The organism is Yoonia sp. (assembly GCF_030731595.1).
Taxonomy (GTDB): Bacteria; Pseudomonadota; Alphaproteobacteria; order Rhodobacterales; family Rhodobacteraceae; genus Yoonia.
The window spans coordinates 18,674-44,214 of the sequence record NZ_JANQTS010000009.1 but is presented as its reverse complement, the minus strand read 5'-3'; the positions used below and the strand labels follow the sequence as shown (position 1 = coordinate 44,214).

General features: G+C 58.4%; 22 protein-coding genes. 18 read left to right on the top strand and 4 right to left on the bottom strand.

From position 1 onward, the window contains the following. Positions 1 to 7: 7 nt before the first annotated feature. Both mraY and murD read left to right on the top strand, forming a co-directional pair. On the top strand, positions 8 to 1,090 hold the full coding sequence (gene mraY / locus NWQ23_RS00850) for a phospho-N-acetylmuramoyl-pentapeptide-transferase (RefSeq protein WP_306164333.1): 1,083 nt from the start codon (positions 8 to 10) through the stop codon (positions 1,088 to 1,090). Further along, positions 1,090 to 2,484, top strand: coding sequence for a UDP-N-acetylmuramoyl-L-alanine--D-glutamate ligase (gene murD / locus NWQ23_RS00845; RefSeq protein WP_306164332.1), 1,395 nt, complete (start codon positions 1,090 to 1,092; stop codon positions 2,482 to 2,484). The genes mraY and murD overlap by 1 nt, the downstream gene beginning before the upstream one ends. Before the next feature lie 23 nt (positions 2,485 to 2,507). On the opposite strand, the gene NWQ23_RS00840 is transcribed toward murD, so the two are convergent. Further along, positions 2,508 to 3,686: an NAD(P)/FAD-dependent oxidoreductase gene (locus NWQ23_RS00840; protein ID WP_306164331.1), complete on the bottom strand. Its 1,179-nt coding sequence runs from the start codon at positions 3,684 to 3,686 to the stop codon at positions 2,508 to 2,510. 186 nt (positions 3,687 to 3,872) lie between these two features. Between NWQ23_RS00840 and ftsW the strand changes: the two genes are divergently transcribed. The 15 genes from ftsW (at position 3,873) to NWQ23_RS00765 (ending at position 20,621) form a co-directional block, all read left to right on the top strand. Continuing rightward, the gene (gene ftsW, locus NWQ23_RS00835) at positions 3,873 to 5,042 is read left to right on the top strand and encodes a putative lipid II flippase FtsW (RefSeq protein WP_306164329.1); all 1,170 of its coding nucleotides are present in this window, start codon (positions 3,873 to 3,875) and stop codon (positions 5,040 to 5,042) included. Then, complete coding sequence (locus tag NWQ23_RS00830) at positions 5,039 to 6,136, top strand: glycosyltransferase (RefSeq protein WP_306164327.1); 1,098 nt, start codon at positions 5,039 to 5,041, stop codon at positions 6,134 to 6,136. Before ftsW ends, NWQ23_RS00830 begins: the two co-directional genes overlap by 4 nt. Positions 6,137 to 6,153: 17 nt before the next feature. Beyond that, a complete protein-coding gene (murC, locus tag NWQ23_RS00825) occupies positions 6,154 to 7,551 on the top strand; it encodes a UDP-N-acetylmuramate--L-alanine ligase (protein ID WP_306164325.1) in 1,398 nt (465 codons plus the stop codon). Then, positions 7,548 to 7,823: a DUF2484 family protein gene (locus NWQ23_RS00820; protein ID WP_306164323.1), complete on the top strand. Its 276-nt coding sequence runs from the start codon at positions 7,548 to 7,550 to the stop codon at positions 7,821 to 7,823. The genes murC and NWQ23_RS00820 overlap by 4 nt, the downstream gene beginning before the upstream one ends. 4 nt (positions 7,824 to 7,827) lie before the next feature. Continuing rightward, positions 7,828 to 8,115 carry a UDP-N-acetylmuramate--alanine ligase gene (locus NWQ23_RS00815; RefSeq protein WP_306164321.1) on the top strand — a complete coding sequence of 96 codons (288 nt, stop codon included), beginning with the start codon at positions 7,828 to 7,830 and terminating at the stop codon, positions 8,113 to 8,115. Positions 8,116 to 8,200: 85 nt separating this feature from the next. Beyond that, a complete protein-coding gene (locus NWQ23_RS00810) occupies positions 8,201 to 8,488 on the top strand; it encodes a hypothetical protein (RefSeq protein ID WP_306164320.1) in 288 nt (95 codons plus the stop codon). Then, entirely contained in the window at positions 8,481 to 9,419 is a 939-nt protein-coding gene (murB, locus tag NWQ23_RS00805) for a UDP-N-acetylmuramate dehydrogenase (protein ID WP_306164318.1), read from the top strand. The genes NWQ23_RS00810 and murB overlap by 8 nt, the downstream gene beginning before the upstream one ends. Positions 9,420 to 9,535: 116 nt before the next feature. Next, entirely contained in the window at positions 9,536 to 10,414 is an 879-nt protein-coding gene (locus NWQ23_RS00800; protein ID WP_306164353.1) for a D-alanine--D-alanine ligase, read from the top strand. Further along, on the top strand, positions 10,402 to 11,298 hold the full coding sequence (locus tag NWQ23_RS00795) for a cell division protein FtsQ/DivIB (RefSeq protein ID WP_306164317.1): 897 nt from the start codon (positions 10,402 to 10,404) through the stop codon (positions 11,296 to 11,298). Before NWQ23_RS00800 ends, NWQ23_RS00795 begins: the two co-directional genes overlap by 13 nt. Then, positions 11,299 to 12,633 (top strand): cell division protein FtsA, encoded by a 1,335-nt coding sequence (ftsA, locus tag NWQ23_RS00790; protein WP_306164315.1) that lies wholly within the window; start codon positions 11,299 to 11,301, stop codon positions 12,631 to 12,633. Between the two features lie 174 nt (positions 12,634 to 12,807). Beyond that, the gene (ftsZ, locus tag NWQ23_RS00785; RefSeq protein WP_306164314.1) at positions 12,808 to 14,394 is read left to right on the top strand and encodes a cell division protein FtsZ; all 1,587 of its coding nucleotides are present in this window, start codon (positions 12,808 to 12,810) and stop codon (positions 14,392 to 14,394) included. A gap of 220 nt (positions 14,395 to 14,614) precedes the next feature. Beyond that, the gene (lpxC, locus tag NWQ23_RS00780; protein WP_306164313.1) at positions 14,615 to 15,532 is read left to right on the top strand and encodes a UDP-3-O-acyl-N-acetylglucosamine deacetylase; all 918 of its coding nucleotides are present in this window, start codon (positions 14,615 to 14,617) and stop codon (positions 15,530 to 15,532) included. 135 nt (positions 15,533 to 15,667) lie between these two features. Beyond that, positions 15,668 to 16,516: an outer membrane protein assembly factor BamD gene (locus tag NWQ23_RS00775; RefSeq protein WP_306164312.1), complete on the top strand. Its 849-nt coding sequence runs from the start codon at positions 15,668 to 15,670 to the stop codon at positions 16,514 to 16,516. 36 nt (positions 16,517 to 16,552) lie between these two features. Next, positions 16,553 to 18,202 (top strand): DNA repair protein RecN, encoded by a 1,650-nt coding sequence (recN, locus tag NWQ23_RS00770; RefSeq protein ID WP_306164311.1) that lies wholly within the window; start codon positions 16,553 to 16,555, stop codon positions 18,200 to 18,202. A 730-nt stretch (positions 18,203 to 18,932) separates the two neighbouring features. Beyond that, positions 18,933 to 20,621 (top strand): chloride channel protein, encoded by a 1,689-nt coding sequence (locus NWQ23_RS00765; RefSeq protein ID WP_372340095.1) that lies wholly within the window; start codon positions 18,933 to 18,935, stop codon positions 20,619 to 20,621. Here NWQ23_RS00765 and NWQ23_RS00760 read toward each other — a convergent pair. From NWQ23_RS00760 to cobT, 3 genes are all read right to left on the bottom strand, one after another. Further along, positions 20,618 to 20,959, bottom strand: a complete 342-nt coding sequence (locus NWQ23_RS00760) for a DUF427 domain-containing protein (RefSeq protein WP_306164310.1) — start codon at positions 20,957 to 20,959, stop codon at positions 20,618 to 20,620. The two genes, NWQ23_RS00765 and NWQ23_RS00760, sit on opposite strands and share 4 nt — an antisense overlap. A 79-nt stretch (positions 20,960 to 21,038) precedes the next feature. Further along, a complete protein-coding gene (locus tag NWQ23_RS00755; RefSeq protein ID WP_306164308.1) occupies positions 21,039 to 22,823 on the bottom strand; it encodes an aminopeptidase P family protein in 1,785 nt (594 codons plus the stop codon). Positions 22,824 to 22,873: 50 nt separating this feature from the next. Next, complete coding sequence (gene cobT, locus NWQ23_RS00750; RefSeq protein ID WP_306164307.1) at positions 22,874 to 24,754, bottom strand: cobaltochelatase subunit CobT; 1,881 nt, start codon at positions 24,752 to 24,754, stop codon at positions 22,874 to 22,876. Between the two features lie 153 nt (positions 24,755 to 24,907). Between cobT and NWQ23_RS00745 the strand changes: the two genes are divergently transcribed. Further along, positions 24,908 to 25,492, top strand: a complete 585-nt coding sequence (locus NWQ23_RS00745; RefSeq protein ID WP_306164306.1) for an NADPH-dependent FMN reductase — start codon at positions 24,908 to 24,910, stop codon at positions 25,490 to 25,492. Positions 25,493 to 25,541 lie beyond the last annotated feature (49 nt).

Genomic DNA, 25,541 nt, shown 5'->3' with positions numbered 1-25,541 from the left:
ATATCAGATGCTCTATTGGCTCACAGCGCTCTCGGACGGTGGCGATTTTTTCAACCTCTTCCGCTATATCACGTTCCGGGCAGGCGGGGCCTTTATCACGGCACTGGTGTTTGGCTTCATCTTTGGGCCTCCATTGATCAACGTGCTGCGGCGCAAGCAGGGCAAAGGCCAGCCAATTCGCGGTGACGGGCCAGAGGGGCATTTTGCAAAAGCAGGAACACCCACGATGGGCGGGTTGCTGATTGTGGGCGCCTTGACCTTTTCGACGCTGCTTTGGGCGCGTCTGGACAACCCGTTTGTCTGGATGGTGCTTTTTGTCACGCTGTCCTTTGCCGCCATCGGCTTTGCGGATGATTACGCGAAAGTCTCCAAGCAGAACACCAGGGGCGTGTCGGGCAAAGTGCGTATCTTGCTGGGTATTCTGATCGCCGGGATCGCGGGTTATTGGGCCGCGGCCTATCATCCCGATGACCTGACCAATCAACTGGCATTGCCGATTTTCAAGGATACGCTGATCAACCTTGGCATCCTTTTCATTCCTTTTGCCATCATCGTCATCGTCGGTGCTGCCAATGCGGTTAACCTGACAGACGGGCTTGACGGGCTGGCGATCATGCCGGTGATGATTGCGGCGGGGACCTTCGGAGTGATCGCCTATGCTGTCGGGCGGACCGACTTTACCGAATATCTGGACGTGCATTATGTGCCGCAAACCGGTGAGCTCTTGATTTTCTCGATGGGTCTGATCGGGGGGGGCTTGGGCTTTTTGTGGTATAACGCGCCACCTGCGGCGGTCTTTATGGGCGACACAGGTTCACTGGCGCTGGGCGGTGCTTTGGGCGCGATCGCGGTGGCCACCAAGCACGAGATCGTTTTGGCGATCGTGGGTGGGCTGTTCGTGGTCGAGGCGCTGTCGGTGATCATTCAGGTGCTCTATTTCAAACGCACCGGCAAGCGGGTGTTCCTGATGGCCCCGATCCACCACCACTACGAGAAAAAGGGCTGGGCCGAGCCGCAGATCGTCATCCGTTTCTGGATCATCTCGCTTATTCTGGCGATGATCGGTCTTGCAACCTTGAAGGTGCGGTAATGATCCCCGTCCAAGGATATGCAGGGCTGACGGTTGCTGTTCTGGGCCTTGGGCGCACGGGGCGCGCGGCCGCGGCAGCACTGGCGGCGGGTGATGCGCACCCCGTTGTCTGGGATGATAGTCTGACAGCGCGCGAAGCCGCAGAGGCCGAGGGTTTCGAGGTGCGCAACCTGACCAAACCCGCAGCTTTCGAGGGGGTCGCTGCCCTGATCGTGAGCCCCGGCATCCCGCATCTTTTCCCTGCGCCTCATCCAGTGATCGCAGCTGCATGGGATGCGGATGTGCCTGTCGACAACGATATCGGGTTGTTCTTTCGCTCTTTTGCAACGACCGAATGGGAAGAGTTTGACACCGCCCCCCGCGTGATCGCCGTTACTGGCTCAAACGGGAAATCCACGACTGCGGCGCTTATCCATCACATCCTTGTCGAGAATGGCCGCCCGTCGCAACTGGCCGGAAATATCGGCCGCGGCGTGCTGGATATCGAACCGGCGCATGATGGCGAAGTGGTGGTGCTGGAGCTTTCCTCCTATCAAACCGATCTGGCACGCAGCCTTACCCCTGATGTCGCGGTCTGGACCAACCTGAGCCCGGATCATCTGGACCGTCATGGCGGATTTGGCGGCTATTTTGCGGCCAAGCGCAGGCTCTTTGCCGAAGGCGGGCCGGACAGAGCGGTGATCGGTGTGGATGAAACCGAAGGGCGTTACATCGCAAACCAACTTTCCGAAGGGCCGGGCGATGACCGGGTGATCCGCGTGTCTTCGGGACAAAAGCTGGTAGGGCAGGGCTGGAGCGTGTTTGCACGCAAAGGGTTCTTGTCCGAATACCGCAAAGGGCGGCAGGTGGGTTCGATTGATCTGCGCGGCATACGCGGGCTGCCGGGCGCACATAATCACCAGAACGCTTGCGCAGCCTATGCCGCCTGTCGGACCTTGGGCTTGGGTCCCAAAGGGATCGAGGCTGCGATGCAGACCTATCCCGGTCTGCCCCATCGCAGTCAGGTCGTGGCCGAAAAGGACGGTGTGATCTTTGTGAACGACAGCAAAGCCACCAATGTGGACAGTGCGGCCAAAGCCTTGCAGGCTTTTGCGAAAATCCGGTGGATTTGCGGTGGTTTGCAAAAGGAGGGCGGCCTGGACGGGCTGTTGCCCTACCTTGATCACGTGGCCAAAGCCTATGTGATCGGGCGTGAAGCCGAAGATTTTGCCCGCCAGTTGACGGGTGCCGAGGCAGAGGTTTGCGGGACCATGGATGTGGCTGTGGCGCGTGCCACGGCGGATGCAATGCCGGGCGATGTGGTGCTTTTGGCGCCAGCTGCGGCCTCCTTTGATCAATATGATAATTTCGAGAAACGGGGCGAAGATTTTATCCGGTGTGTGACAGGGGGGTAAAGTGGATCATCATCCACCTGACCTCACGCAGCCCTGATCGCCTGTCCCGCAGCCCAGCCCGATGACCACGCCCACTGGAAGTTATACCCGCCCAGCCATCCGGTCACATCCACACATTCCCCGATGAAATAAAGGCCAGCCACAGCCTTTGTTTCCATCGTTTTGGATGACAGTGCATCGGTATCAACCCCGCCCAGTGTCACCTCTGCCGTGCGATAGCCCTCTGACCCTGCAGGCATCAGCGACCACGCGGAAAGCGCGTCACACAAAGCTTTGAGCTTGCTGTCGCTTTGGTCGGCGATATTGCCCTCCAACGGCAGGTCTGCGCGTAGAAAATCCACCAATCGCGCCGGAAGATGCAGCCCCAGCACCGTGGTGAGCGCCTTGCGCCCGTCGCTTTGGCGGTGCGATTGCAGTGCGCCGAAAAGATCGCCCATGGGGTTAAGGTTGATCTGGATCGGCACGCTTTCGTGCCAATAGGATGAGACTTGCAAGACAGCGGGGCCGGACAGGCCACGGTGAGTAAACAGGACCGCTTCGTCAAAACTGACACCCTGTGTGCTGACCCGCGCAGGCGTTGCAACACCCGCAAGCGGTTTGAACCTCTCGTCCGAGAATGTCAGCGGCACGAGCCCCGGCCGAGGTGTCACGACCGGCACGCCGAATTGTGCGGCGATCTGATATCCCAGACCTGTCGCCCCCATTTTGGGAATGGACTTGCCGCCGCAGGCGACAACTAGGTTCTTTGTCTCAACCTGTATGTGCCGACCGTCGCGGATCAGGGTCACCTGAAAATGGGTCCCGTCATGGCCGATTTCGCCCACTTCGGTGTGCAGCCAAAGCTGGGCGCCAGCCTTGTCCATCTCGGCCCGCAGCATCGCGATGATGTCCTTGGCGCTGTCATCGCAGAAAAGCTGCCCCAGCGTTTTTTCATGCCATGCGATGCGGTGCTGATCGACCAATGCGATAAAATCCCATTGTGTATAGCGGCCCAGAGCCGACTTGCTGAAGTGCTTGTTCTGACTGATGAAATTCGCGGGACTTGTGTGCAGATTGGTAAAGTTGCACCGCCCGCCGCCAGAAATACGGATCTTTTCGCCCGGCGCTTTGGCGTGGTCCACGACAAGCACGCCGCGCCCCGCATGGGCGGCGCACATCATGCCTGCGGCTCCGGCCCCGATGATCAGCGTTTCTATCTTCATGGCGCTGCATATGGCGCAAGGGCAGGGGGAGATCAAATTCTTACGGATGATCTTGGCCATTGGCGGCAGACGGCCTGAAGAAAGAAACACAAAAGGGGCCGAATTTCGGTGGAATCGCTGGGAATTGCGGGTTATGCTGCCCCCAGACCCGGAAAACGGGCGGTTGAGGCAGTATGGCGGTGATCCATGACGGAAATGGTCTATGGGACGGTCCCGGTACAATCCGGTGACCCGGTTCTTCCCCGATGGTGGCGGACAATTGACAAGTGGACGATGTCCTGCATCCTGTTGTTGTTCGGGATCGGGTTGCTTTTGGGTCTTGCCTCGTCGCCGCCCCTGGCAGCCAAGAACGGGCTGGAGCCTTTCCATTATGTGACCCGTCAGGCCATTTTTGGCGGAGCGGCCATGATTGCGATGTTTATCGTGTCGATGATGTCACCGACACTGGTCCGTCGCTTGGCCGTTTTGGGTTTTCTTTGTGCCTTTGCGGCACTTGCATTCCTGCCTGTCTTCGGCACGGATTTCGGCAAAGGCGCCACCCGGTGGTATTCGCTGGGCTTTGCCTCTGTGCAGCCTTCTGAATTTCTCAAGCCCGGTTTTGTGGTCATGACGGCGTGGCTCTTGGCGGCAGCACAGCAGTTGGGCGGTCCGCCGGGCAAAAGCTATTCGTTTGTGTTGACGATGGTCATTGTCCTTATGCTGGCGATGCAGCCTGACTTTGGCCAAGCCGCTTTGGTCCTCTTCGCTTGGGGGGTGATGTATTTCGTGGCAGGCGCGCCGATGACTGTGCTGATCGTCTTGGCGGGACTTGTGATGTTCGGCGGCGCTGTCGCCTATTCCAATTCGGAACACTTCGCCCGCCGGATTGACGGGTTTCTGTCTCCTGACCTCGATCCAAACACACAGCTTGGCTATGCGACCAATGCCATTCGCGAAGGCGGTTTCTTTGGTGTGGGCGTCGGTGAGGGGCAGGTGAAGTGGTCGCTGCCGGATGCCCATACAGATTTCATAATCGCGGTGGCAGCTGAAGAGTATGGCCTGATCTGCGTGCTGGTTATCATCGCCCTTTATGCCGTGATCGTGGTGCGTTCGCTCCTGCGCCTGATGAAAGAGCGCGATGTGTTTATTCGCCTTGCCGGGACCGGCCTCGTTTGTGCCTTCGGCGTCCAAGCCATGATCAACATGGGCGTGGCAGTGCGCCTTTTGCCTGCCAAGGGGATGACGCTGCCTTTCGTGTCTTATGGCGGGTCGTCGTTGATTGCTGGCGGCATTGCGATGGGCATGTTGCTGGCCTTCACCCGCACCCGTCCGCAAGGCGAGATGGGCGATATCCTGTTGCGACGGGCGAACCGATGACAGCGCCGCTACTCATTATCGCCGCAGGTGGCACGGGCGGGCATATGTTTCCGGCCCAAGCCTTGGCCGAGGCGATGCTGGCAAAGGGTTGGCGGGTGCGCCTTTCTACGGATGCCCGCGGCGCGCGCTATGCAGGCGGCTTTCCCGAGGCGGTTGAGGTCAGCGTTGTCGGCAGTGCGACCTTTGCCCGTGGCGGCATCGTCCAGAAACTGCTTGTTCCGTTTCGTATCTTGGGCGGCATTGGTGCCGCCAAATGGCGTATGTTGCGTGACCGTCCTGCGGTTGTCGTAGGCTTTGGTGGCTATCCTGCGATCCCCGCAATGACTGCGGCTTGGGTACTGCGCATTCCGCGGATGATACACGAACAAAACGGTGTGTTGGGGCGGGTGAACCAGGTCTTCGCTAGGCGCGTGAACCAGATTGCCTGCGGGACATGGCCTGCGGACTTGCCCAAAGGGGTTGAAGGCGTTCATACCGGCAACCCTGTCCGCTCTGTGATATTGGAACATGCGGGATCCCCCTATATACCGCCGGGTGATTATCCGATGGCACTCCTTGTCATGGGCGGATCGCAGGGCGCGCGCATCATGTCCGATATCGTACCGCCAGCGATTGCCGCCTTGCCTGAACATATCCGCCGGAACATTCGGGTCAGCCATCAGGCGCGGCCAGAAGATCTAGAGCGGGTGACGGCGTATTACGCCGCCGAGTTGATCAAGGCGGATGTGCAAAGCTTTTTCAATGATGTGCCGCGCCGCATGGCGGATGCGCAACTTGTCATCTCGCGCTCTGGCGCGTCAACAGTGGCCGATGTCAGCGTCATCGGGCGCCCTACGATATGGGTGCCCTATGGTGGCGCGATCCGCGACGAGCAGACCGCCAATGCCCGGCAGTTGGTTGACGCCGGCGCTGCGGTGCTGATGACCGAAGGCCAATTTGAAGTCGCACCTTTGACGGCAAAGCTGACGGAATTGCTGTCTGACGAGCAAGGTATGTTGCAAATGGCCCAAGCAGCTTTGGCGTGCGGCGTGCCTGACGCGACAGCGCGTCTTGTACAATTGGTTGAAAATCTGGCAGAGGCGGGCAAGAAATGATGGATGGGAACCCTGTAATGAGCGCTGCAACGAAACTGCCCCTTGATGTGGGTCCGATCCATTTTGTGGGCATTGGTGGCATCGGGATGTCGGGCATCGCAGAGGTGCTTTTGAACCATGGCTATCGGGTCCAAGGCTCTGACCTGAAGGCGTCAAAGATCACCGACCGTCTGAAATCGCTGGGTGCGATCATTTTTGAAGGCCAGCGCGCGGATAATCTGGAAGGGGCCGAGGTTGTCGTGATCTCTTCTGCGATCAAATCGGGCAACCCCGAGCTGGACGAGGCCCGCAAAAAAGGTCTGCCGGTCGTGCGCCGCGCGGAAATGCTGGCCGAACTGATGCGCCTGAAATCGAATGTGGCCGTGGCCGGAACACATGGCAAGACGACAACGACCACGATGGTTGCAGCTTTGCTGGATGAAGGCGGGATTGATCCAACGGTGATCAATGGCGGCATCATCCACGCCTATGGCTCGAACGCCCGTATGGGGCAGGGCGAGTGGATGGTGGTCGAGGCCGACGAAAGCGACGGGACGTTCAACCGCCTGCCCGCGACCATCGCCATTGTGACCAATATCGACCCCGAACATATGGAACACTGGGGCACGGTCGAGGCGCTGCATAAGGGCTTTTACGATTTTGTGTCGAACATTCCGTTCTACGGTCTGGCGGTCTGCTGCACCGATGATCCGGATGTGCAGTCACTCGTGGGCAAGATCACGGATCGCCGTGTTGTCACCTTTGGCTTTAATGCGCAGGCGGATGTGCGCGCCATGAACCTGACATACAAGGCGGGGGTCGCGCATTTTGATATCGCATTGCAGGCCGAAGGTGCCGTGATCGAAGGCTGCGAATTGCCGATGCCGGGGGATCACAATGTCTCGAATGCTTTGGCAGCTGTCGCGGTGGCGCGGCATCTGGGCATGAAGAAAGAGCAGATCAAGACCGCGTTGAAAGGCTTTCGCGGCGTCAATCGCCGGTTTACCAAAGTCGGTGAAGTGGGTGGCGTGACCATCATTGACGACTACGGCCACCATCCGGTCGAGATCACAGCCGTGTTGAAAGCCGCACGGCAGTCGACCGAGGGGCGCGTGATCGCTGTCCACCAGCCGCACCGTTTCACACGGCTGTCGCATCATTTCGATGAATTCTGCGCCTGCTTCAATGACGCCGATGTCGTCGGCATCGCAGAGGTCTTTTCCGCCGGCGAAGACCCGATTGCAGGGGCCAGCCATACCGATCTTGTGGCGGGATTGATCCGCCACGGGCACCGTCACGCCCGCACGGTTGAATCCGAGGATGATCTGGAAAGGCTTGTGCGCGAGCAGGCGAAACCGGGCGATATGGTTGTCTGTCTGGGGGCGGGTACGATTAGCACCTGGGCGAACAGGTTGCCCGCGCGATTGGAAAAATGACCAAGCAAGCGCTGACCGAGACCCTCGCGGATCCTTTGATCCTGATCGGGCTTTGGGTGCTTGTGGCATTCGTGATGGCGGCGTTTCCTTCGAACGACAACCATTGGCGGCGTGCCTATGTGCTGATGGGGATCGGAGCGCCGCTACTGGTCTGGATCACATGGCAATATGGGATTGTCATGGGGCTGCTTGGGGTCGTGGTCGGTGGGCTCGTCTTGCGATGGCCCGTTTATTTTCTCTGGCGCTGGATCAGGGGCAAGGTGGCGAGGTAGTCAGATGACGCAACTTTATGTTTTCGGCGGCATGGTCTTCTGCGCGATGCTGCCCTTTGCCTTGCTGACTTGGCTGGTCCGGTCAGGGCGAAACGGGCTCGCGGTGACAATTCTCTGTCTTATCGGGGCAACGCTTGCCATTTTCATCTTTGCCAGCGGACGGCCCTTCGGGATCAATCCGGTGTTTGCGATGACGGTCGCACTGCTGGTCTGTGTACCTGCCTTTCTGGGAAGCACGGCAGGGGCCTTTCTGGGGTGGTTGTTGCGTAGGCAGGATGATCGAGTGGTTTGAAAAGCATCGCCCATAATTTTTTTCTTGAACACTGTTCACGATTGGACTACTAATTTGAACATAGTTCATTTTTGGGAGAATCATCATGAACGAGACCATTATTCTTTTCGGGGTTCCGACTGCGGTTTTCGTAGCGAGTGTTTTTGTCACCTTCCAGTTAGGCAAAAACAAAAAAGGGGCGGCATTGGTTGGGGTTGGCGCTGTCTGGTTAGCCTTTACAGTCTTCATGTTTTTTGGAATGCAAAACGCAAACGGCTGGGATGGCTTGGGCTATCTTCTTGCCCTGATCGGCATCAGTGCTCCATGGGGTGTGGCGGCATTGATTGGTGGCCTGATCGGGTGGGCGAAATATGAAAAGGCGATTGATGCTTGAATTACCTGCGGTGCGCGGCACGCTGACGGCGCAGCGATCCTTGGCGGATTTGACATGGATGCGTGTCGGCGGACCAGCCGATGTGCTGTTCCAACCCGCGGATATCGAAGACCTCTCAGCCTTCCTTGCGGCGCTTGATCCATCGGTGCCGGTTTTCCCGATGGGGGTGGGCAGCAACCTGATTGTGCGGGATGGCGGTATTCGCGGTGTCGTCATTCGGATGGGACGCGGGTTCAATGCCATCGACATTGCCGGGGACGACGTGATTGCAGGGGCCGCCGCCCTTGATGCCCATGTCGCCCGCAAGGCGGCGGATGCGGGCCTTGATCTGACATTCCTGCGTACGATCCCGGGAACCATTGGCGGGGCAGTGCGCATGAATGCCGGCTGCTACGGATCCTATGTGGCCGATGTCTTGACATCGGTGACGGTGGTGGGGCGGGATGGTGCAATCTCTGAAGTCGGCGCCGATACGCTGGATCTTGCCTACCGCCAAAGCACCTTGCCCGATGGCGCCGTGATTGTTGCCGCGCGCTTTCGTCCGGCCAAGGCCCCGCCAGAAACGCTGCATCAGCGCATGACGGACCAACTGGCCAAGCGCGACGCAACCCAGCCCACAAAAGACCGGACCGCAGGGTCAACCTTCCGCAATCCTGCCGGTTTTTCCTCGACCGGACGGGCCGATGATGTCCACGATCTCAAGGCGTGGAAGGTGATCGATGACGCAGGTATGCGCGGTGCGACCCTTGGCGGCGCGATCATGAATACGATGCATTCCAACTTTCTGACCAATGCCGGCAATGCGAGTGCCGCCGACCTAGAGGATTTGGGCGAATTGGTGCGGAAAAAGGTTTACGATTCCCAAGGGATCACGCTACAATGGGAAATCATGCGGGTCGGTGATCGTTTGGATGAAGACACCGCAAAATAATTGGCCAAAAGGCCACGATCCAAGGCAAGGATCACACGAAAAGACAGGTCGCAAAAGACCTGCGTCAAAGGCGGTAGGGTATGTCGAGCAGGACAAACCCGAAAGTTGTTGTCCTGATGGGCGGCCCATCGGCTGAGCGGGAGGTTTCCCTCAGTTCGGGCCGTGAATGTGCGGCAGCTTTGCGGGAAGCAGAATGTGACGTGATCGAGGTCGATGCTGGCCCCGACGTCGCTGCACGCCTGATCGAAATCGCGCCCGACGTCGTCTTTAATGCGCTGCATGGGCGCTGGGGCGAGGATGGTGCCATTCAGGGCGTTCTTGAGTGGCTGCGCATTCCCTATACCCATTCCGGTATTCTGGCCTCTGCGCTCACGCTCGACAAGCAACGCACCAAAGATGTTTACCGCAAAGCCGGTCTGCCTGTTGTCGATAGCATACTGGCCAGCGCTGCTGATGTGCGCGCCGCCCATGTCATGCCGCCGCCCTACGTGGTGAAGCCTTACAACGAAGGTTCCAGCGTTGGCATCTACATCGTGAATGAAGACGCGAACGGCCCGCCACAACTGGCCAAGGATATGCCCGCCCGGGTCATGGTCGAAACCTATGCCCCCGGTCGCGAGTTGACGACGACCGTGATGGGGGACCGCGCGTTGACGGTGACCGATATCATCACGGACGGCTGGTATGATTATCACGCCAAATACGCCCCCGGTGGATCGCGCCATGTGCTGCCTGCGGATATTCCCGCGCAGATTTTCGACGCTTGCATGGATTATGCCCTGCGCGCCCATGTGGCTTTGGGCTGTCGTGGCGTGTCGCGCACCGATTTCCGTTGGGACGAAGCCCGCGGAATCGACGGCTTGATCCTGCTTGAAACCAATACCCAGCCCGGTATGACGCCCACATCACTCACGCCTGAACAGGCAGCACATGTGGGCGTCTCATTTCCACAGCTTTGTCGCTGGATGGTGGAGGACGCATCATGCGATCGCTGATCCGTCGACCCGTGGCTGATACAGGCCCGCGTGATCCCGCGCCATCAAAGCTGGGGTACCGGTATCAGCGTTTGATGCTGACACCCGGGTTTCGTGCCGCGGTCCGGATCGGGGTGCCGTTGATCCTGATCGCGAGCATTGCGGGTTCTTGGTATTCCAAGCCCGAGAACCGCGCGGCCCTTGCGGCCACTATCGCAGAGACCAAACAGAGCTTTCAGCAGCGCCCGCAGTTCATGGTGCAATCAATGAACATTGCAGGGGGTGATTTGGCGTCGATGGCCGAAGTCGCGGTGCATTTGCCGTCGGAGTTTCCTGTCTCGTCCTTTGATCTTGATCTCGAAAAAATCCGCGCCGATATCGAAGCCCTCGATCCGATCAAATCGGCAAGCGTCCGTGTCGGTCAGGCCGGAGTGCTTGAGGTACGGTTGATACCACGAGTGCCGGTGGCACTGTGGCGTGACGGGGCAACGCTTCAATTGATTGACGCTGATGGTGTGATCTCTGGCACGATTGCGGCCCGCGCGGAGCGGCTTGATCTGCCCTTGATCGCCGGCGATGGGGCAGAAGAGGCGCTCAGCGAGGCCTTGGCACTTTTTGCCACCTCCGGTCCGCTTTTGGAGCGTGTCCGTGGCCTCGTCCGTATGGGCGAACGGCGGTGGGACATGGTTCTGGACCGGGACCAGCGCATTCTTTTGCCAGCCGAAGGGCCGGTTGCGGCGCTTGATCGGGTGATCGCGCTGAACGATGCGCAAGACATGCTGAGCCGGGACGTGGCCGTTGTCGATATGCGCAACGCGGAAAGACCGACGCTGCGGATGAATGAAGAGGCTGCAGCAGCGCTGCGCCGTGTAAGTACAACAATCAACAATGGGGCGGGCAACTAGATGGGCGATCTGTACGACAACCAACGGGCAATGCGGCAAATGCGCAAAGCAGCGATGCAGCGCGGGGTCGTCGCCATTTTGGATGTAGGCACGTCCAAGATCGCCTGCCTTGTGTTGCGTTTCGATGGGCCAGAGCAGTTTCGGAGTGTCGATGGTGTCGGCTCTCTTGCCGGCCAATCGCAATTCCGGGTGATCGGGGCGGCCACGACGCGGTCTCGGGGTGTCCGTTTTGGCGAGATTGACGCCATGCAAGAGACAGAGCGCGCCATTCGCACGGCGGTGCAGGCGGCCCAGAAGATGGCCAATGTTCGCGTTGATCACGTGATTGCCTGCCTGTCCGGCGCAAGGCCGCGCTCTTATGGTCTGGACGGGTCGCTGAATGTCGCGGGCGGTATCGTGACAGAGCAGGACATCAGCCAGGTCATGGCCTCCTGCGATGTCCCCGACTATGGCGCCGACCGCGAGGTTCTGCATGCGCAGCCGGTGAACTTTGCGCTGGATCACCGGTCCGGACTGGCAGATCCGCGTGGCCAGATCGGGAACAAGCTGACCACGGATATGCATATGCTGACGGTCGATGCGACGGCCCTTCAGAACCTGTTTTATTGCATCAAGCGCTGCGATCTTGAACTCGCGGGCCTTGCGTCGTCTGCCTATGTTTCGGGGATGTCGTCCTTGGTCGAGGACGAACAAGAACTGGGTGCGGCCTGTATTGACCTTGGCGGCGGCTCTACCGGGATTTCGGTCTTTATGAAGAAACACATGATCTATGCGGATTCGGTGCGCATGGGCGGTGATCATGTCACTTCCGACATCTCTATGGGTCTGCAAATTCCCGCGCCAACCGCAGAGCGGATCAAGACCTTTTATGGTGGCGTCGTCGCGACCGGCATGGACGACCGCGAAATGATCGAGATCGGCGGCGATACGGGTGACTGGGAACATGATCGCCGGACCGTGAGCCGCGCCGAGTTGATCGGGATCATGCGCCCGCGGGTCGAAGAGATTCTGGAAGAAGTGCGCGCGCGGCTGGATGCTGCTGGGTTCGAACATCTTCCAAGCCAGCAGATCGTCTTGACAGGTGGCGGCAGTCAAATTCCCGGACTGGACGGATTGGCAAGCAAAATTCTTGGCCAGCAAGTCCGCTTGGGGCGTCCGCTGCGTGTTCAGGGCTTGCCGCAGGCGGCAATTGGCCCCGCGTTTTCGAGTGCGGTGGGGCTGACACTTTTTGCGGCCAATCCGCAAGACGAGTGGTGGGATTTCGAGATTCCCGCCGACAGATACCCCGCCAGATCGCTCAAACGGGCGGTAAAATGGTTCAAGGATAACTGGTAATGCGCAATATCTTGCTGATTTGTCGAAATACGGCGGAAACGGGCAAGTTTTTGTCCAGATTTGGTGGCGATTTCGTGTTTTTGTCGTGACCTTTCAGCACCACTTCGTTATTATGACTATCAATAAGCAGTAAACGCCCGCGGGCACGGGCTATAAAAACAGGCGGATCGAGTTATGACTTTGAATCTTTCCCTTCCAGGGCACGACGAACTGAAACCCCGGATCACCGTGTTTGGTGTTGGTGGCGCGGGTGGCAACGCGGTCAATAACATGATCGAGCAAGAGCTTGACGGCACTGATTTCGTTGTTGCGAATACAGATGCCCAGGCGCTCCAGCAGTCGCGGGCCAGCGCCAAGATCCAGATGGGCCTCAAGGTCACCGAAGGTCTGGGCGCCGGTGCACGCGCAACCGTCGGTGCGGCTGCCGCCGAAGAAAGCATCGAACAGATTGTCGACCATCTGGCAGGGGCGCATATGTGCTTTATCACAGCCGGCATGGGTGGTGGCACCGGGACAGGTGCTGCGCCGATCATCGCACAAGCAGCCCGCGAATTGGGCGTGTTGACTGTTGGTGTCGTCACCAAACCTTTCCAGTTCGAAGGCGCCAAGCGCATGCGGCAAGCGGAAGAAGGTGTTGAGGCGCTTCAGAAAGTTGTCGATACGCTGATCATCATTCCCAACCAGAACCTGTTCCGTCTGGCCAATGAAAATACAACATTTACCGAGGCCTTCGCGCTTGCGGATGACGTGCTTTATCAGGGCGTCAAAGGTGTGACAGACCTGATGGTGCGTCCGGGCCTGATCAACCTTGATTTTGCAGATGTCCGCGCCGTGATGGACGAAATGGGCAAGGCGATGATGGGTACCGGCGAAGCCGAGGGTGAAAACCGCGCCATTCAAGCCGCTGAAAAGGCCATTGCGAACCCGCTTCTGGATGAGATTTCGCTGGAAGGCGCAAAGGGCGTCCTGATCAACATCACGGGCGGCTACGACCTGACGCTGTTTGAACTGGATGAAGCGGCCAATAAAATCCGTGAAAAGGTCGACCCGAACGCAAACATTATCGTTGGTTCAACGCTCGATCCAAGCATGGAAGGCAAGATGCGCGTTTCTGTTGTGGCGACAGGCATTGATGCGCTTGCAAAGCGGACCGAAGCACCTGTGGCTCGCCGCTCTATGGCCGCACCTCTGGCGCCGATTGTTGAAGCAGCGCCAGTTGAAGAGCCCGAGGCAGAACTGCCAGACGTTGCGGCCATGGCACAGCCAGCCGCCGCAGCAGCGCCGCAGGAGCGTACACTTTTTGAAAGCTTCGAGGCGCCAGCACCACAGGCTCAGACCTACGCGCCACAGCGTGAGGTTGCGCCAGCACCACAGACTCTTTCGGATGATTTGCCGCCACCGGCTTACCGGCCGCGCACCGAGCCTGCGCTGAATGAGGCGGATCACTTTGTCGCGCCGCGCGCCCAAGCACCCGGAACACCATCGCCAGAGGCACTTGCGCGTCTTCAGGCTGCGGTGAACCGTGTTCCAAAGGCAGAGACACCGCGACAGCCAGCCCCTGCTGCTCCGGTCGAAGCAGAAAGGCCACGTTTCGGAATCAACTCTTTGATCAACCGTATGACAGGCGCACAAGCGGATGGTCACACACCGCAGCCTGCCCGCGCACAGCCACAAGTGACAGCTTTGCACAACGAGCCAGAGCTGTCCGAGGAGCAGGAAAAGATCGAGATTCCTGCTTTCTTGCGCCGCCAAGCAAACTAGACTGAAACATTTTTTAGTCTGACGCGACGTTGCATTTATGAAAAGGGGCCGCAGTGATGCGGCCCTTTTTGTTTTGTTTCAATGCCTTAACTGGCTGATCTTGTTCTTGCCTTAATCTTGCCATCTCATGTTTCAGTCCGTTGTAAAGAGTGAGTTGAGAGATTCGTGATTGAGACCTAGTTCAAGGTATGGCCAAAAATGCTGCAAGGGCGAAATAAGCGTGCAAACAACACTGAAGACCGAAGTTACTTTTGAGGGCATTGGATTGCACTCTGGTGCGGCCGTGCGTGTTGTTTTGCATCCGGCTGCGGCGGATACAGGGATCGTGTTCCGTCGTTCTGACTTGGCCGATCAACCCATGCTGCCAGCGCTCTGGCGCAATGTAATCGTGTCTCCGCTCAATACGCGGCTCAGCAATGCGGCGGGCGTCACAGTCTCTACGATCGAGCATCTGATGGCCGCACTGGCAGGGTGTGGCGTGCACAATGTACTTGTGGATGTTAATGGACCCGAAGTTCCAATCCTTGACGGCAGCGCTGCAAGCTTTGTGCGTGCCATCGTGAGCGCAGGGTTGTGCCATCTGTCCGCACCTTTGCGCGCCATCGAGATACTGGAAGAGGTATCGGTGTCCGAGGGGCTTTCCTTTGCGACGCTATCCCCCAGTGCATCACTGCAAATTGATTTTGAGATTGAGTTTTCTGACGCAGCGATCGGGCGTCAAAGAAAAACACTGAACATGGCCAATGGCGCATTTGTGCGCGAGCTTTGCGACAGTCGCACCTTCTGTCGGTCTTCCGATGTGGACGCCATGCATGCCAAAGGGCTTGCTCTTGGTGGCTCGGTTGAAAATGCCGTGGTCTTTGATGGCGATCAGGTTATGACCCCGGGAGGGCTGCGGCATCCGGACGAGGCCGTGCGTCACAAAATGCTTGATGCATTGGGCGATCTTTACACTGCGGGCGCGCCAATCCTTGGGCGCTACACTGGCACCCGCGCAGGTCATGCGATGACAAACAAGTTGCTGCACGCCCTTTTTGCAAGGCCCCAAGCATGGCGTTGGGTGGACTGCGATGCACAAATTGCCGCCCGCCTGCCCGGAGTGGGCGTGAGCCCGGCCGATCTGGCTGCCGTCGCCTGAAGAAGCCCCACTGACAGTTGATCTTGAATAGGTCAAAAGGCATTTTGCCCCCGATTTTTCTATGCTAGACCGATCCTCGATAAGCCGTAGGAACGCCTTCGGTCAGAGCAGTCAGCCGTAAGCGAGGGCCCGAATATGTCAGCCAGCAGGGAGAACAAGAGCCGGTGGGTCATCCGTGTCGGCGCTGCGATCTCTTTTGCAATCCTCGCGGGTTGCGGCGCTGAACAAAGTGGGCAACCACTGGACGACCTGAGTGCGCAGGCGATCTTTGAGCGTGGCGAGCGCCAGATCGAGCAGGGCAATCCCGATGATGCTGCCTTCACCTTTGGCGAGATTGAACGGCTTTATCCCTATTCGGAGTTCGCGCAACGGGCCTTGATCATGCAGGCCTTTGCTTATCACCGTGACGAGGATTACCCCAATAGTCGCGCTTCGGCGCAGCGCTACCTCGATTTCTACCCAGCCGAGGAAGATGCAGCTTATGCGGCCTATCTCTTGGCGCTGTCCTACTACGATCAGATTGACGAAGTCGGTCGCGATCAGGGGCTGACCTTTCAGGCGCTGCAATCACTGCGTCGGGTCATCGAACAATATCCTGACAGCGAATATGCCCGTGCATCGGTGCTCAAGTTCGATCTGGCGTTTGATCATCTTGCGGCCAAGGAAATGGAAATTGGTCGCTACTATCTCAAGCGTGGCAACTTCGTTGCTGCGGCCAATCGTTTCCGGACTGTTGTCGAGGATTTCCAGACCACCACGCATACCGCAGAGGCCTTGCACCGGCTGGTCGAATGCTATCTGTCGCTCGGGCTTGTTGAAGAGGCACAGACGGCGGGTGCCATCCTTGGCTATAACTACCAGTCAAGCGAATGGTACGAGTCAAGCTTTGCCCTGCTGACTGGCGCCGGTCTTTCGGCTGATGCGGCAGGTGACAACTGGCTCGCGTCGATCTATCGGCAGGTCCTTCGTGGCGAGTGGCTGTAAACATCGCGGGGGCATCCCCGCCCCTTGGGCCTTGTCATGCTGCGTGGCTTAGACATCAGGGACATGCTCATTATCGACCGGCTGGAACTGTTGTTTCAGCCTGGTCTGAATGTGCTGACCGGAGAGACCGGTGCCGGAAAATCAATTCTGCTGGATGCGCTGGGTTTCGTTCTGGGCTGGCGGGGCAGGGCGGAACTGGTGCGGCAGGGGGCAGAACAAGGCGAAGTCACCGCCTGGTTTGACCTGGCGGCAGACCATCCTGCACGTGCCGTTCTGCAAGAGGCAGGGATCGTTGTCGAAGACGAACTGATCTTGCGTCGGATCAATTCCCGTGACGGGCGCAAAACCGCTTGGGTCAATGACCGGCGTGTGAGCGGGGACGTGCTGCGCGCCCTTTCGGATACGCTTGTTGAATTGCACGGGCAGCATGATGACCGTGGGCTCCTTAATCCGCGTGGCCACCGGCAGATGCTGGATGCCTTTGCCATGCTTGATGGCGACCTTGATATTGTCCGGACTCACTGGCGTCTTTTATCCTCGGCGCAGCGGGACTTGGCCGCTGCTGAAACCCGTATTGCAGCGGCACGGGCCGAGGAAGACTATCTGCGCCATGCGGTGGCGGAACTGGATGCGCTAGCGCCAGAGGCCGGAGAGGAGGCTGCGCTGGATACCCAGCGCCGGTTGATGCAAGCTTCCGAGAAGATCCGTGCCGATATCGGTAAAGCTGCAGAAGCCTTGGGGCTGAATGGCGCAGAGGGCCTTGTCGGGGATGCGTCACGCTGGCTGCAGGGCGTCGCCACAGAGGCCGAAGGGCGACTTGACGCGCCACTAGAGGCGATCGAGACCGCGATGCTGGCCCTTGATGAAGCCCAGCGGGGCGTCGCCGACTGTCTGGATGCCCTATCCTTCAACATATCGGACTTGGAAGACGTCGAAGAGCGCTTGTTCGCGATCCGTGGACTGGCGCGCAAACACAGCGTTTTGCCAGATGACTTGCGCGGCTTTGCAGATGAATTGCGCAGCCGATTGGCCATTCTGGACGACGGTGCGCGTGATTTGGCGGCGCTGCAAGCAAAGGTGAGTGGTGCCAAAGCGGACTATGATCAGGCTGCAACCTCGTTGCGTGACAAGCGCAGCAAGGCAGCCAGGGCGCTGGACGCCGCCATGGCGCAAGAACTGGCACCGCTCAAGATGGAGCGCGCGGTCTTTGCCACCGCACTCTCTGTGGCAGAGCCGGGCCCTGATGGGATTGATGCGGTGGCATTTACCGTCGCCACCAATCCCGGTGCGCCTGCTGGCCCGCTGAACAAGATTGCATCAGGTGGCGAACTTAGCCGCTTTCTTTTGGCGCTGAAGGTTTGCCTGACCCAAGCCAGCGACGGTCTTACCATGATCTTTGACGAGATCGACCGTGGCGTTGGAGGGGCCACCGCCGATGCGGTGGGGCGGCGGTTGGCAGAACTGGCGGAAGGCGGTCAGGTGCTGGTCGTTACGCACTCACCTCAAGTTGCTGCACTTGGCGGGCACCATTGGCGTGTTGAAAAGCAGCAGACGAAGGATGAGACAAGATCAACAGTCGTCGCTCTTGATGCAGCGGCGCGGGTTGATGAAATCGCACGGATGCTGTCTGGCGACACCGTGACAGAGGCGGCACGGGCAGCAGCACGGGCGCTGATCAAAGCCTGAAAAACAATGGGCGCCGCAACATGCGACGCCCTGAACTTGCACCCCTTACCCACAGCCCACTCATACCTGCGTATCTCGGCCACTCACCTCCTCGATACACGTCGTTCATTTTTAGAGGGTCCAAAAGACTTGCCCCCTCTTTAAATTAAGCACGATCTGGCAACAATGCAGGTCGGTACTTGGTCACTGGTTACTGACAGCGAGGCACCAACACGCCCCTTGACGTATGGGTAACAAGAGGGGGGAAGACGGACAACCTATACCAAAGTATGTCACTATTACTGACATAACTATCAGGGGTTGATAACTCTATCTTTCGTATTCATGGGAAAATGATCGATACAATACCGAAAAAGTTTTAATAAAATCAGTAAATAAAGGCATATTCTTAATCCGACACTCTCTGCCGTGTCTGGTGGGCATATAGTCGCCGGCGGGTGCGAGATGCTAGACTGACTCCAAGAGCTATCGCATTGGTTGTATTTTGGCGCGCAATTTTGAGAATCAGGGCAAAATTTAGGCATCTTGATGGCTTCTTTTCTTCAGGGCTCTGCGCGACATCAAAATCGGTTGGACAGTGACCAACGGCGTCGTTCCTTTGCGTGGACATCCAGAAACTTCTTGGATGCCCGATGCAGTTGAAATACTACATCACCACCGTCCCGGCCTTTGTTTTCGGGTGCATTTTCTGACCGTGCCGCGCTGCACCGCTTTTGAGAAAGCAGACTTTATGGGCAAGCCAGCAAAAGTGTTGCTACAGCAAGGGATTGCTGATGCAACACAAGCTTGCCGTGATGCCGCCCGTGTCATGCGCAGACATGGCCCAAACCAGATCCAGTTTTGGTTTATCGCTTTGGCTGTCGGTGTTGCTGCGGGTTGCGTGGCGGTTCTTTTTCGGCTTGGCATTTATGCCATCCAGACAGCAGCCTATGGCACCGATGATGTGCTGACCTTGCATTCCTTCGCGGCGGGTCTGGCGTGGTATCAGATCTTGCTGATCCCGATATGTGGCGGCTTGGTTGTTGGTCTTATTCTAGATCGTTTTACCGATGATGGCCGGGTACGTTCGGTTGCAGACGTGATCGAAGGGGCTGCGCTGGCAGAGGGACGTGTCGAAGTCCGCCGCGGGCTGGCCTCTGCTGCGGCGTCGTTGATTACGCTGTCCACCGGTGGCTCCACCGGGCGGGAAGGGCCTGTGGTGCATCTTGCGGCGGTCATCTCGACTGTCGTATGCCGGTGGATCAATGCCAATGGGATCACCGGTCGGGACCTTCTTGGTTGCGCTGTCGCGGCGGCTGTTTCTGCAAGCTTCAATGCGCCGATTGCCGGTGCGCTTTTTGCGCTGGAGGTTGTCCTGCGGCATTTTGCAGTCCACGCCTTCGCCCCGATCGTGATTGCCTCGGCGGTGGGGACTGTGATCAACCGGCTGGTTTTTGGCGATGTGACAGAATTCAGCCTTCCCGGGCAAAACGCACTTGGCTTTTATGTCGAGTTGCCCGCGTTCCTGATCCTTGGCCTTGTCTGCGGCCTTGTGGCGGTTGCCCTTATGAAGGCGATCTTCTGGGCGGATGATTTTGGGTCTTATATCCAGAAGGAAACAGGCATCCCGCGGTTCTTGCGTCCGGCCATTGCAGGTGCGCTGCTGGGGGGGCTGGCGATCTGGTGGCCGCATATCATCGGTGTTGGTTACGAGACGACATCCGCCGCATTGACCGGCAGTTTGCTGTGGCATGAGGCCATCGTCTTTGTGATCCTCAAGGTCGTTGCCGTCGCCATCACCATGGGCGGACGGATGGGCGGCGGCGTTTTCTCTCCGTCCTTGATGATTGGTGCTTTGACAGGGCTGGCTTTTGGCACCATCGCCACGGCGGTCTTTCCCACAGTGTCGGGCAGCGGTACGCTCTATGCCTTGGCCGGGATGGGCGCTGTGGCCGCAGCGGTGCTGGGAGCGCCGATTTCAACAACCCTGATCGTGTTTGAGCTGACAGGCGACTGGCAGACCGGCCTTGCTGTCATGGTTGCGGTGTCGCTCTCGTCTGCGCTGTCATCGCGCTTGGTTGACCGGTCATTCTTTCTGACACAGTTGGAACGGCGCAACGTGCATCTCGCGGCTGGCCCGCAAGCCTATCTGCTTGCCACCTTCAAAGTCTCAAGCATCATGCGTGATCTCAAGGGGCCAGATACAATCCCAGAGGATGAATGCTGGGATCTGGTGCGCGATGGGATCTATGTCGATGGGAATGCGACTTTGGAACAGGCCATGCCGATCTTCGAGCGGGCAGGCCCGCGCTTTATCCCTGTTGTAACCTTGGGGGGCGAAGATTCGCCGCCCGAGCTTTGGGGCGCACTGTTTCAGGTGGACGCACTGCGTGCGATGAACAGGGCCTTGTCAGAGACGGCAGCCGAAGAGCATTCCTAAACCTGCTCTACCGCGACCTTGTTGGTATAGAAGGCGAGATGATCCTTAAGAGCGGCGACATCTTCGTTCGGGCTCTCGTAGGACCATGCGGCATTCGCGATCGGACCGCTCTTTGCAACGATTGTGTAATAGCTGGCCTTCCCCTTGTAAGGGCAAGTGGTCAAAAGATCGGTCGGTTCAAAAAAGGCCATCGCGAGGTCCGCGCGCGGGAAATAGATGACGGGCGGATAGTCACCTTCCACCAGCTCAAGCGCGTTGGTGCTTTCACCCAAGACAGCACCACCTGCGCGAACAACCCAAGTGCCCGTTGCAGGACGAATTTTGATGTGGTCGGCCATATTGCGGTCCTCCTCGTTTATTGCGGCGCATTGCCGTGATTGGACAACCACCGTCCATGCCCAAGATGACAGTATGATGTCAAAGCGGCGCGCAGGCCTGCGTCAGCCATTCAAGCGTTTGCCTGTCCATGCGGGGTGCCAGAAGCGACAATGTATCGGCATGATAGCGATCAATCCAGTCCCGTTCTGCAAAAGAGAGCAGATTGCTGTCAATCAACCGTCTGTCAAACGGCACATGGGTCAGGGTTTCAAAGCAAAGCATGTTGCGGTCATCACCACCCGCGAGCGCGGGGGCCTTGATCACGACAATCAGATTTTCGATCCGGATGCCAAAAGCACCTTCACGGTAGTAGCCCGGTTCGTTGGACAAGATCATCCCTGCTTCCAAAGCGATCTCGGAGCGGCGTGAAATGCCTTGCGGGCCTTCATGGACGCTGAGATAGCTGCCGACGCCATGCCCTGTCCCGTGATCATAGTCCTGCCCCGCCATCCAAAGCGGTGCGCGTGCCAAAGCATCCAGATGCTGACCCCCGACACCATAGGGAAAGCGGATGCGGCTGACAGCGATCATCCCTTGCAAAACGCGGGTATACTGCGTGCGGTGTAGATCGGTCGGAGTGCCGATGGCGATTGTGCGCGTGATGTCGGTGGTGCCATCCACATATTGCCCGCCGCTATCGACCAACAGTAATTCACCTGGCACAACGGGCCGGTTTGTTTGCTGACTGACACGGTAATGGACAATCGCCCCGTTCGGGCCCGCTCCGCAGATCGTCTCGAAGCTGATGTCGCGCAGGGCGTTGGTCTGCATCCGGAACCCTTCAAGCGCCTTGACCACGTCGATCTCTGTCAAGCCGCCCTTGGGCGCTTGCGCATCGAGCCATGCCAGAAAGCGCACCATGGCCACCGCATCACGGGCCTGTGCGGCTTTGGCGCCTGCGATCTCTGTCTCATTCTTGCAGGCCTTGGGCAGGATGCAGGGATCTTTGCCCTTGATGATCTCGACGTTGGCATCCGCGAGCGTCGTTGCAACCAGATCGGGGCAGGTCTTTGGGTCGATGAGTGCTGCGCCCTCCAGGTCCTTCAGCGCCGCAACAAAGCTGTCGATCTCATGCACCGCGACCTGCGGACCCAAGTGATCGCGGATGTCGTCAGCCTTGCCTGCGCCCGCGAATAGATCAACCTGTCCACCCTTGTGCAAAAGTGCAAAGGCCTGCGGCACGGGATTGCGTGCGATGTCGGTGCCACGGATATTCAACAGCCAGGCGATACTGTCCGGCAAGGTCAGGACAGCCGTATCTGCCTCTAGGTCTGCAGCCAGCATTGCCCGTTTTTCGTCGTGGGACTTTCCTGCATGCTCAAGCGCATGGGCGGTGAAGGGTGCTTTTGGGGGGGGCGGTTGATTGTCCCAGATGGCATCAACAAGGTTGTCCGTCGCCACGAGCATATAGTCTTTCAGTTTCTTGCGCAGCCCTGCGATTTCATCGACGGTATGAAGCCAAGGATCGTAGGCGATCACCGCCCCCTGTGTCAGGTGGTCGGACAGCCATGCATCAAGCTGTGTTTCCGGCCAATGGACAGGTGTATAGACATCGGCGATTTGCGCGCGGACCTGTAGACGGTAGCGGCCATCAATAAAGACACCGGCCCGGTCATGCAGCACCGCGCAAAACCCCGCAGAGCCAGAGAATCCTGTCAGCCACTCCAGACGTGCATCGCGCGGGGCTACGTATTCGCCCTGATGTGCATCGGCGCGGGGGACCAGAAATGCATCAAAGCCGCGCGTGGCCATGACAGCGCGCAAGGCGCTTAGTCGTGGTGGCCCCTGTTCGGGTGAGGATTGGGACTCAAACGTTTGAAACATACTTAAGCCCCAGCCTCTTTTTGTGTCCAAGCAAACTGTCGCGCCATGCGCTATCCGACCTTGCGCATCCCCAGGACGCGGGCGCGTTTGCGTGGGTCGCTATCAAAAAGACTGGCCAGTTGTTCGGTCATCGCGCCGGCAAGCTGTTCGACATCCGTGATCGTGACCGCGCGCTGATAGTAGCGGGTCACATCATGGCCGATCCCGATGGCGACCAGTTCGACAGCTTTGCGTTTTTCGACCATCGCAATCACGTCACGCAGGTGTTTTTCCAGATAATTCGCAGGGTTAACGGACAAAGTCGAATCGTCCACCGGTGCTCCGTCCGAGATGACCATCAGCACTTTACGCTGCTCTGGGCGGCCCACCATACGGCGGTGCGCCCATTCCAGCGCCTCACCGTCGATATTTTCCTTCAGCAGGCCCTCTTTCATCATCAGCCCAAGGTTCGGGCGGGTCCGGCGCCACGGGGCATCGGCGGATTTATAGATGATATGGCGCAGATCATTCAGGCGGCCGGGCGTCGCACTGCGCCCCTCGGCCAGCCATTTTTCACGCGACTGTCCGCCTTTCCACGCCTTGGTGGTAAAGCCCAGAATCTCGACCTTCACATCGCAGCGTTCCAGCGTGCGCGCCATCACATCGGCACAGATCGCCGCGATGGAAATCGGGCGGCCCCGCATAGAGCCCGAATTATCCAGCAGCAAGGTTACAACCGTATCGCGGAAATCGGTGTCTTTCTCGACCTTGAACGATAGCGGTGTTGTCGGAGAGGCGACAACGCGGGCCAAGCGACCGGCATCCAGAATACCCTCTTCGCGGTCAAACTCCCACGACCGGTTCTGTTGTGCCTGCAGGCGGCGCTGAAGTTTGTTAGCCAATCGGCTAACCGCGCCCTTCAGCGGTTCTAGCTGCTGATCAAGGTAGGCACGCAGGCGTTCCAATTCGACCGGCTCTGCCAAATCCGCTGCGCTGATTTCCTCGTCAAATTCGGTCGTGAAGACTTTGTAGTCAGGGTCGGCGTCCGACACCGGTTGTGGCGCAGGTGGCTCCATCGGAGCCTCGCCTTCGGGCATTTCAGCCTCTTCGCCCATTTCGGCGTCGGCCTGATCGTCCATGCTGACCTGTGCCTGGCTGGCATCCTGGCTGTCTTCTTGACTTTGCTCTGGCGTACCTTCGGCTTCATCGCCTTCGCTGTCATCCTCGCCTGTGCTGTCCGGTTCGTTCTGGTCGTCGTCCTGGCCTTCTTCGGCCTCGTCGTCCATATCGTCGTCAAGGTTGTCGGGGTCATCGCCCAGCTGGTCGCCATAGCCCATGTCGCTGATCAGCTGACGGGCGAATTTCGCAAAGTCTTGCTGGTTGTTCAATGTCTTGGAAAGGTTCTCCAGAGTACCACCACAGTGATCTTCGATGAACCCGCGCCAGAGTTCCATGACATTGTCGGCACCTTTGGGCAGGTCCCGACCGGTGGCAAGGTGGCGGATCAGGTATCCGGCGGCAACCGCAAGCGGCGCATCGGCGGCCTGCGTGATCTGGTCATAGCCTTTGCGTTGCGCCTCGCTGCCGATTTTGGCATCGATATTGCCCGCAGTGCCCGGCATGTACTGCGCGCCTACAGCCTCGATGCGGGCTGTTTCCATCGCCTCGTAGAGATCTTGGGCCATCTGTCCTTGCGGCATGTAGCGGGCTGCAACCTTGGGGTCGTGAAACTTGTGGCGCAGTGCAAAAGCGTCAGCAGTGCCGCGGGCCAGTAGCACTTCCTCGCGCGTCATGCGGCGCGAGACCTGCGGCAAGCGGATCGTATCGGCGGTCTGGCCGGCAGGGTCTACGGAATAGGTGATCGCAAGTTCAGGATCGTCCGCCATGACTTTCGTCGCTTCGGCGAGCGCTTTCTTGAACGGGTCGGCAGGATTGTCTGATGGTTTTTGCATAAACCTGATAAAGCACTGGACGACAGCCGGAGCAAGGGGGCTGGTGCAACTCTGCTATTTTTGCACAGGGGCTGCGCCCGGGTGCTCGTTTTCAGCGGTGCCGAAGATGCCTACCTCTAGGTCACATGAATTAACCCGAGGCTGGAGATTACCATGACAACCAAACCAAGAATTGCCCTGATTATCGGTTCAACTCGGCAAACGCGCTTTGCCGACAAACCTGCTGCATGGATGCTCAAGCAAGCGCAGGCACGCGACGACATGGAGGTCGAGCTTGTCGACCTGCGTGACTATGACCTGCCGCTTTTTGATGAACCCGCCAGCAACCTCTGGATGCCGTCCAGCGATGCGCGCGCTGTGAAATGGCAAGACAAGATCGGTGAATTCGACGGCTATATTTTCGTTGTCGCCGAATACAACCGTTCGATCACAGGTGCGCTCAAGAATGCGCTGGATCAGGCCTATAAAGAGTGGAATCGCAAACCGATGTCGGCCATCGCCTATGGGTCCGTTGGCGGCACCCGTGCGCTGGAACATCTGCGCAATATTGCGGTCGAATTGCAGATGGTCCCAACACGCAATGCAATCCATATCGGTGGCAGCGATTTCTTTGCCGTGCATCCGATGGGCGCGAATGCAGAGATTGACACCATCGCAGACCACCTTTCAGCCTCTGTCACTGCGACACTGGATGATATCGTCTGGTGGGCGAATGCGACCAAAGCGGCGCGTAGCTAACACAGAAAGGCGCAGGGTGGTGTGTTTCGACGCCCTGCGCCACAATTTC

Coding starts and splice junctions, on each gene's coding strand:
- mraY (WP_306164333.1), top strand. CDS start 8: ATGCTCTATTGGCTCACAGCGCTCTCGGACGGTGGCGATTTTTTCAAC.
- murD (WP_306164332.1), top strand. CDS start 1,090: ATGATCCCCGTCCAAGGATATGCAGGGCTGACGGTTGCTGTTCTGGGC.
- NWQ23_RS00840 (WP_306164331.1), bottom strand. CDS start 3,686: ATGAAGATAGAAACGCTGATCATCGGGGCCGGAGCCGCAGGCATGATG.
- ftsW (WP_306164329.1), top strand. CDS start 3,873: ATGACGGAAATGGTCTATGGGACGGTCCCGGTACAATCCGGTGACCCG.
- NWQ23_RS00830 (WP_306164327.1), top strand. CDS start 5,039: ATGACAGCGCCGCTACTCATTATCGCCGCAGGTGGCACGGGCGGGCAT.
- murC (WP_306164325.1), top strand. CDS start 6,154: ATGAGCGCTGCAACGAAACTGCCCCTTGATGTGGGTCCGATCCATTTT.
- NWQ23_RS00820 (WP_306164323.1), top strand. CDS start 7,548: ATGACCAAGCAAGCGCTGACCGAGACCCTCGCGGATCCTTTGATCCTG.
- NWQ23_RS00815 (WP_306164321.1), top strand. CDS start 7,828: ATGACGCAACTTTATGTTTTCGGCGGCATGGTCTTCTGCGCGATGCTG.
- NWQ23_RS00810 (WP_306164320.1), top strand. CDS start 8,201: ATGAACGAGACCATTATTCTTTTCGGGGTTCCGACTGCGGTTTTCGTA.
- murB (WP_306164318.1), top strand. CDS start 8,481: ATGCTTGAATTACCTGCGGTGCGCGGCACGCTGACGGCGCAGCGATCC.
- NWQ23_RS00800 (WP_306164353.1), top strand. CDS start 9,536: ATGGGCGGCCCATCGGCTGAGCGGGAGGTTTCCCTCAGTTCGGGCCGT.
- NWQ23_RS00795 (WP_306164317.1), top strand. CDS start 10,402: ATGCGATCGCTGATCCGTCGACCCGTGGCTGATACAGGCCCGCGTGAT.
- ftsA (WP_306164315.1), top strand. CDS start 11,299: ATGGGCGATCTGTACGACAACCAACGGGCAATGCGGCAAATGCGCAAA.
- ftsZ (WP_306164314.1), top strand. CDS start 12,808: ATGACTTTGAATCTTTCCCTTCCAGGGCACGACGAACTGAAACCCCGG.
- NWQ23_RS00775 (WP_306164312.1), top strand. CDS start 15,668: ATGTCAGCCAGCAGGGAGAACAAGAGCCGGTGGGTCATCCGTGTCGGC.
- recN (WP_306164311.1), top strand. CDS start 16,553: ATGCTGCGTGGCTTAGACATCAGGGACATGCTCATTATCGACCGGCTG.
- NWQ23_RS00765 (WP_372340095.1), top strand. CDS start 18,933: ATGGGCAAGCCAGCAAAAGTGTTGCTACAGCAAGGGATTGCTGATGCA.
- NWQ23_RS00760 (WP_306164310.1), bottom strand. CDS start 20,959: ATGGCCGACCACATCAAAATTCGTCCTGCAACGGGCACTTGGGTTGTT.
- NWQ23_RS00755 (WP_306164308.1), bottom strand. CDS start 22,823: ATGTTTCAAACGTTTGAGTCCCAATCCTCACCCGAACAGGGGCCACCA.
- cobT (WP_306164307.1), bottom strand. CDS start 24,754: ATGCAAAAACCATCAGACAATCCTGCCGACCCGTTCAAGAAAGCGCTC.
- NWQ23_RS00745 (WP_306164306.1), top strand. CDS start 24,908: ATGACAACCAAACCAAGAATTGCCCTGATTATCGGTTCAACTCGGCAA.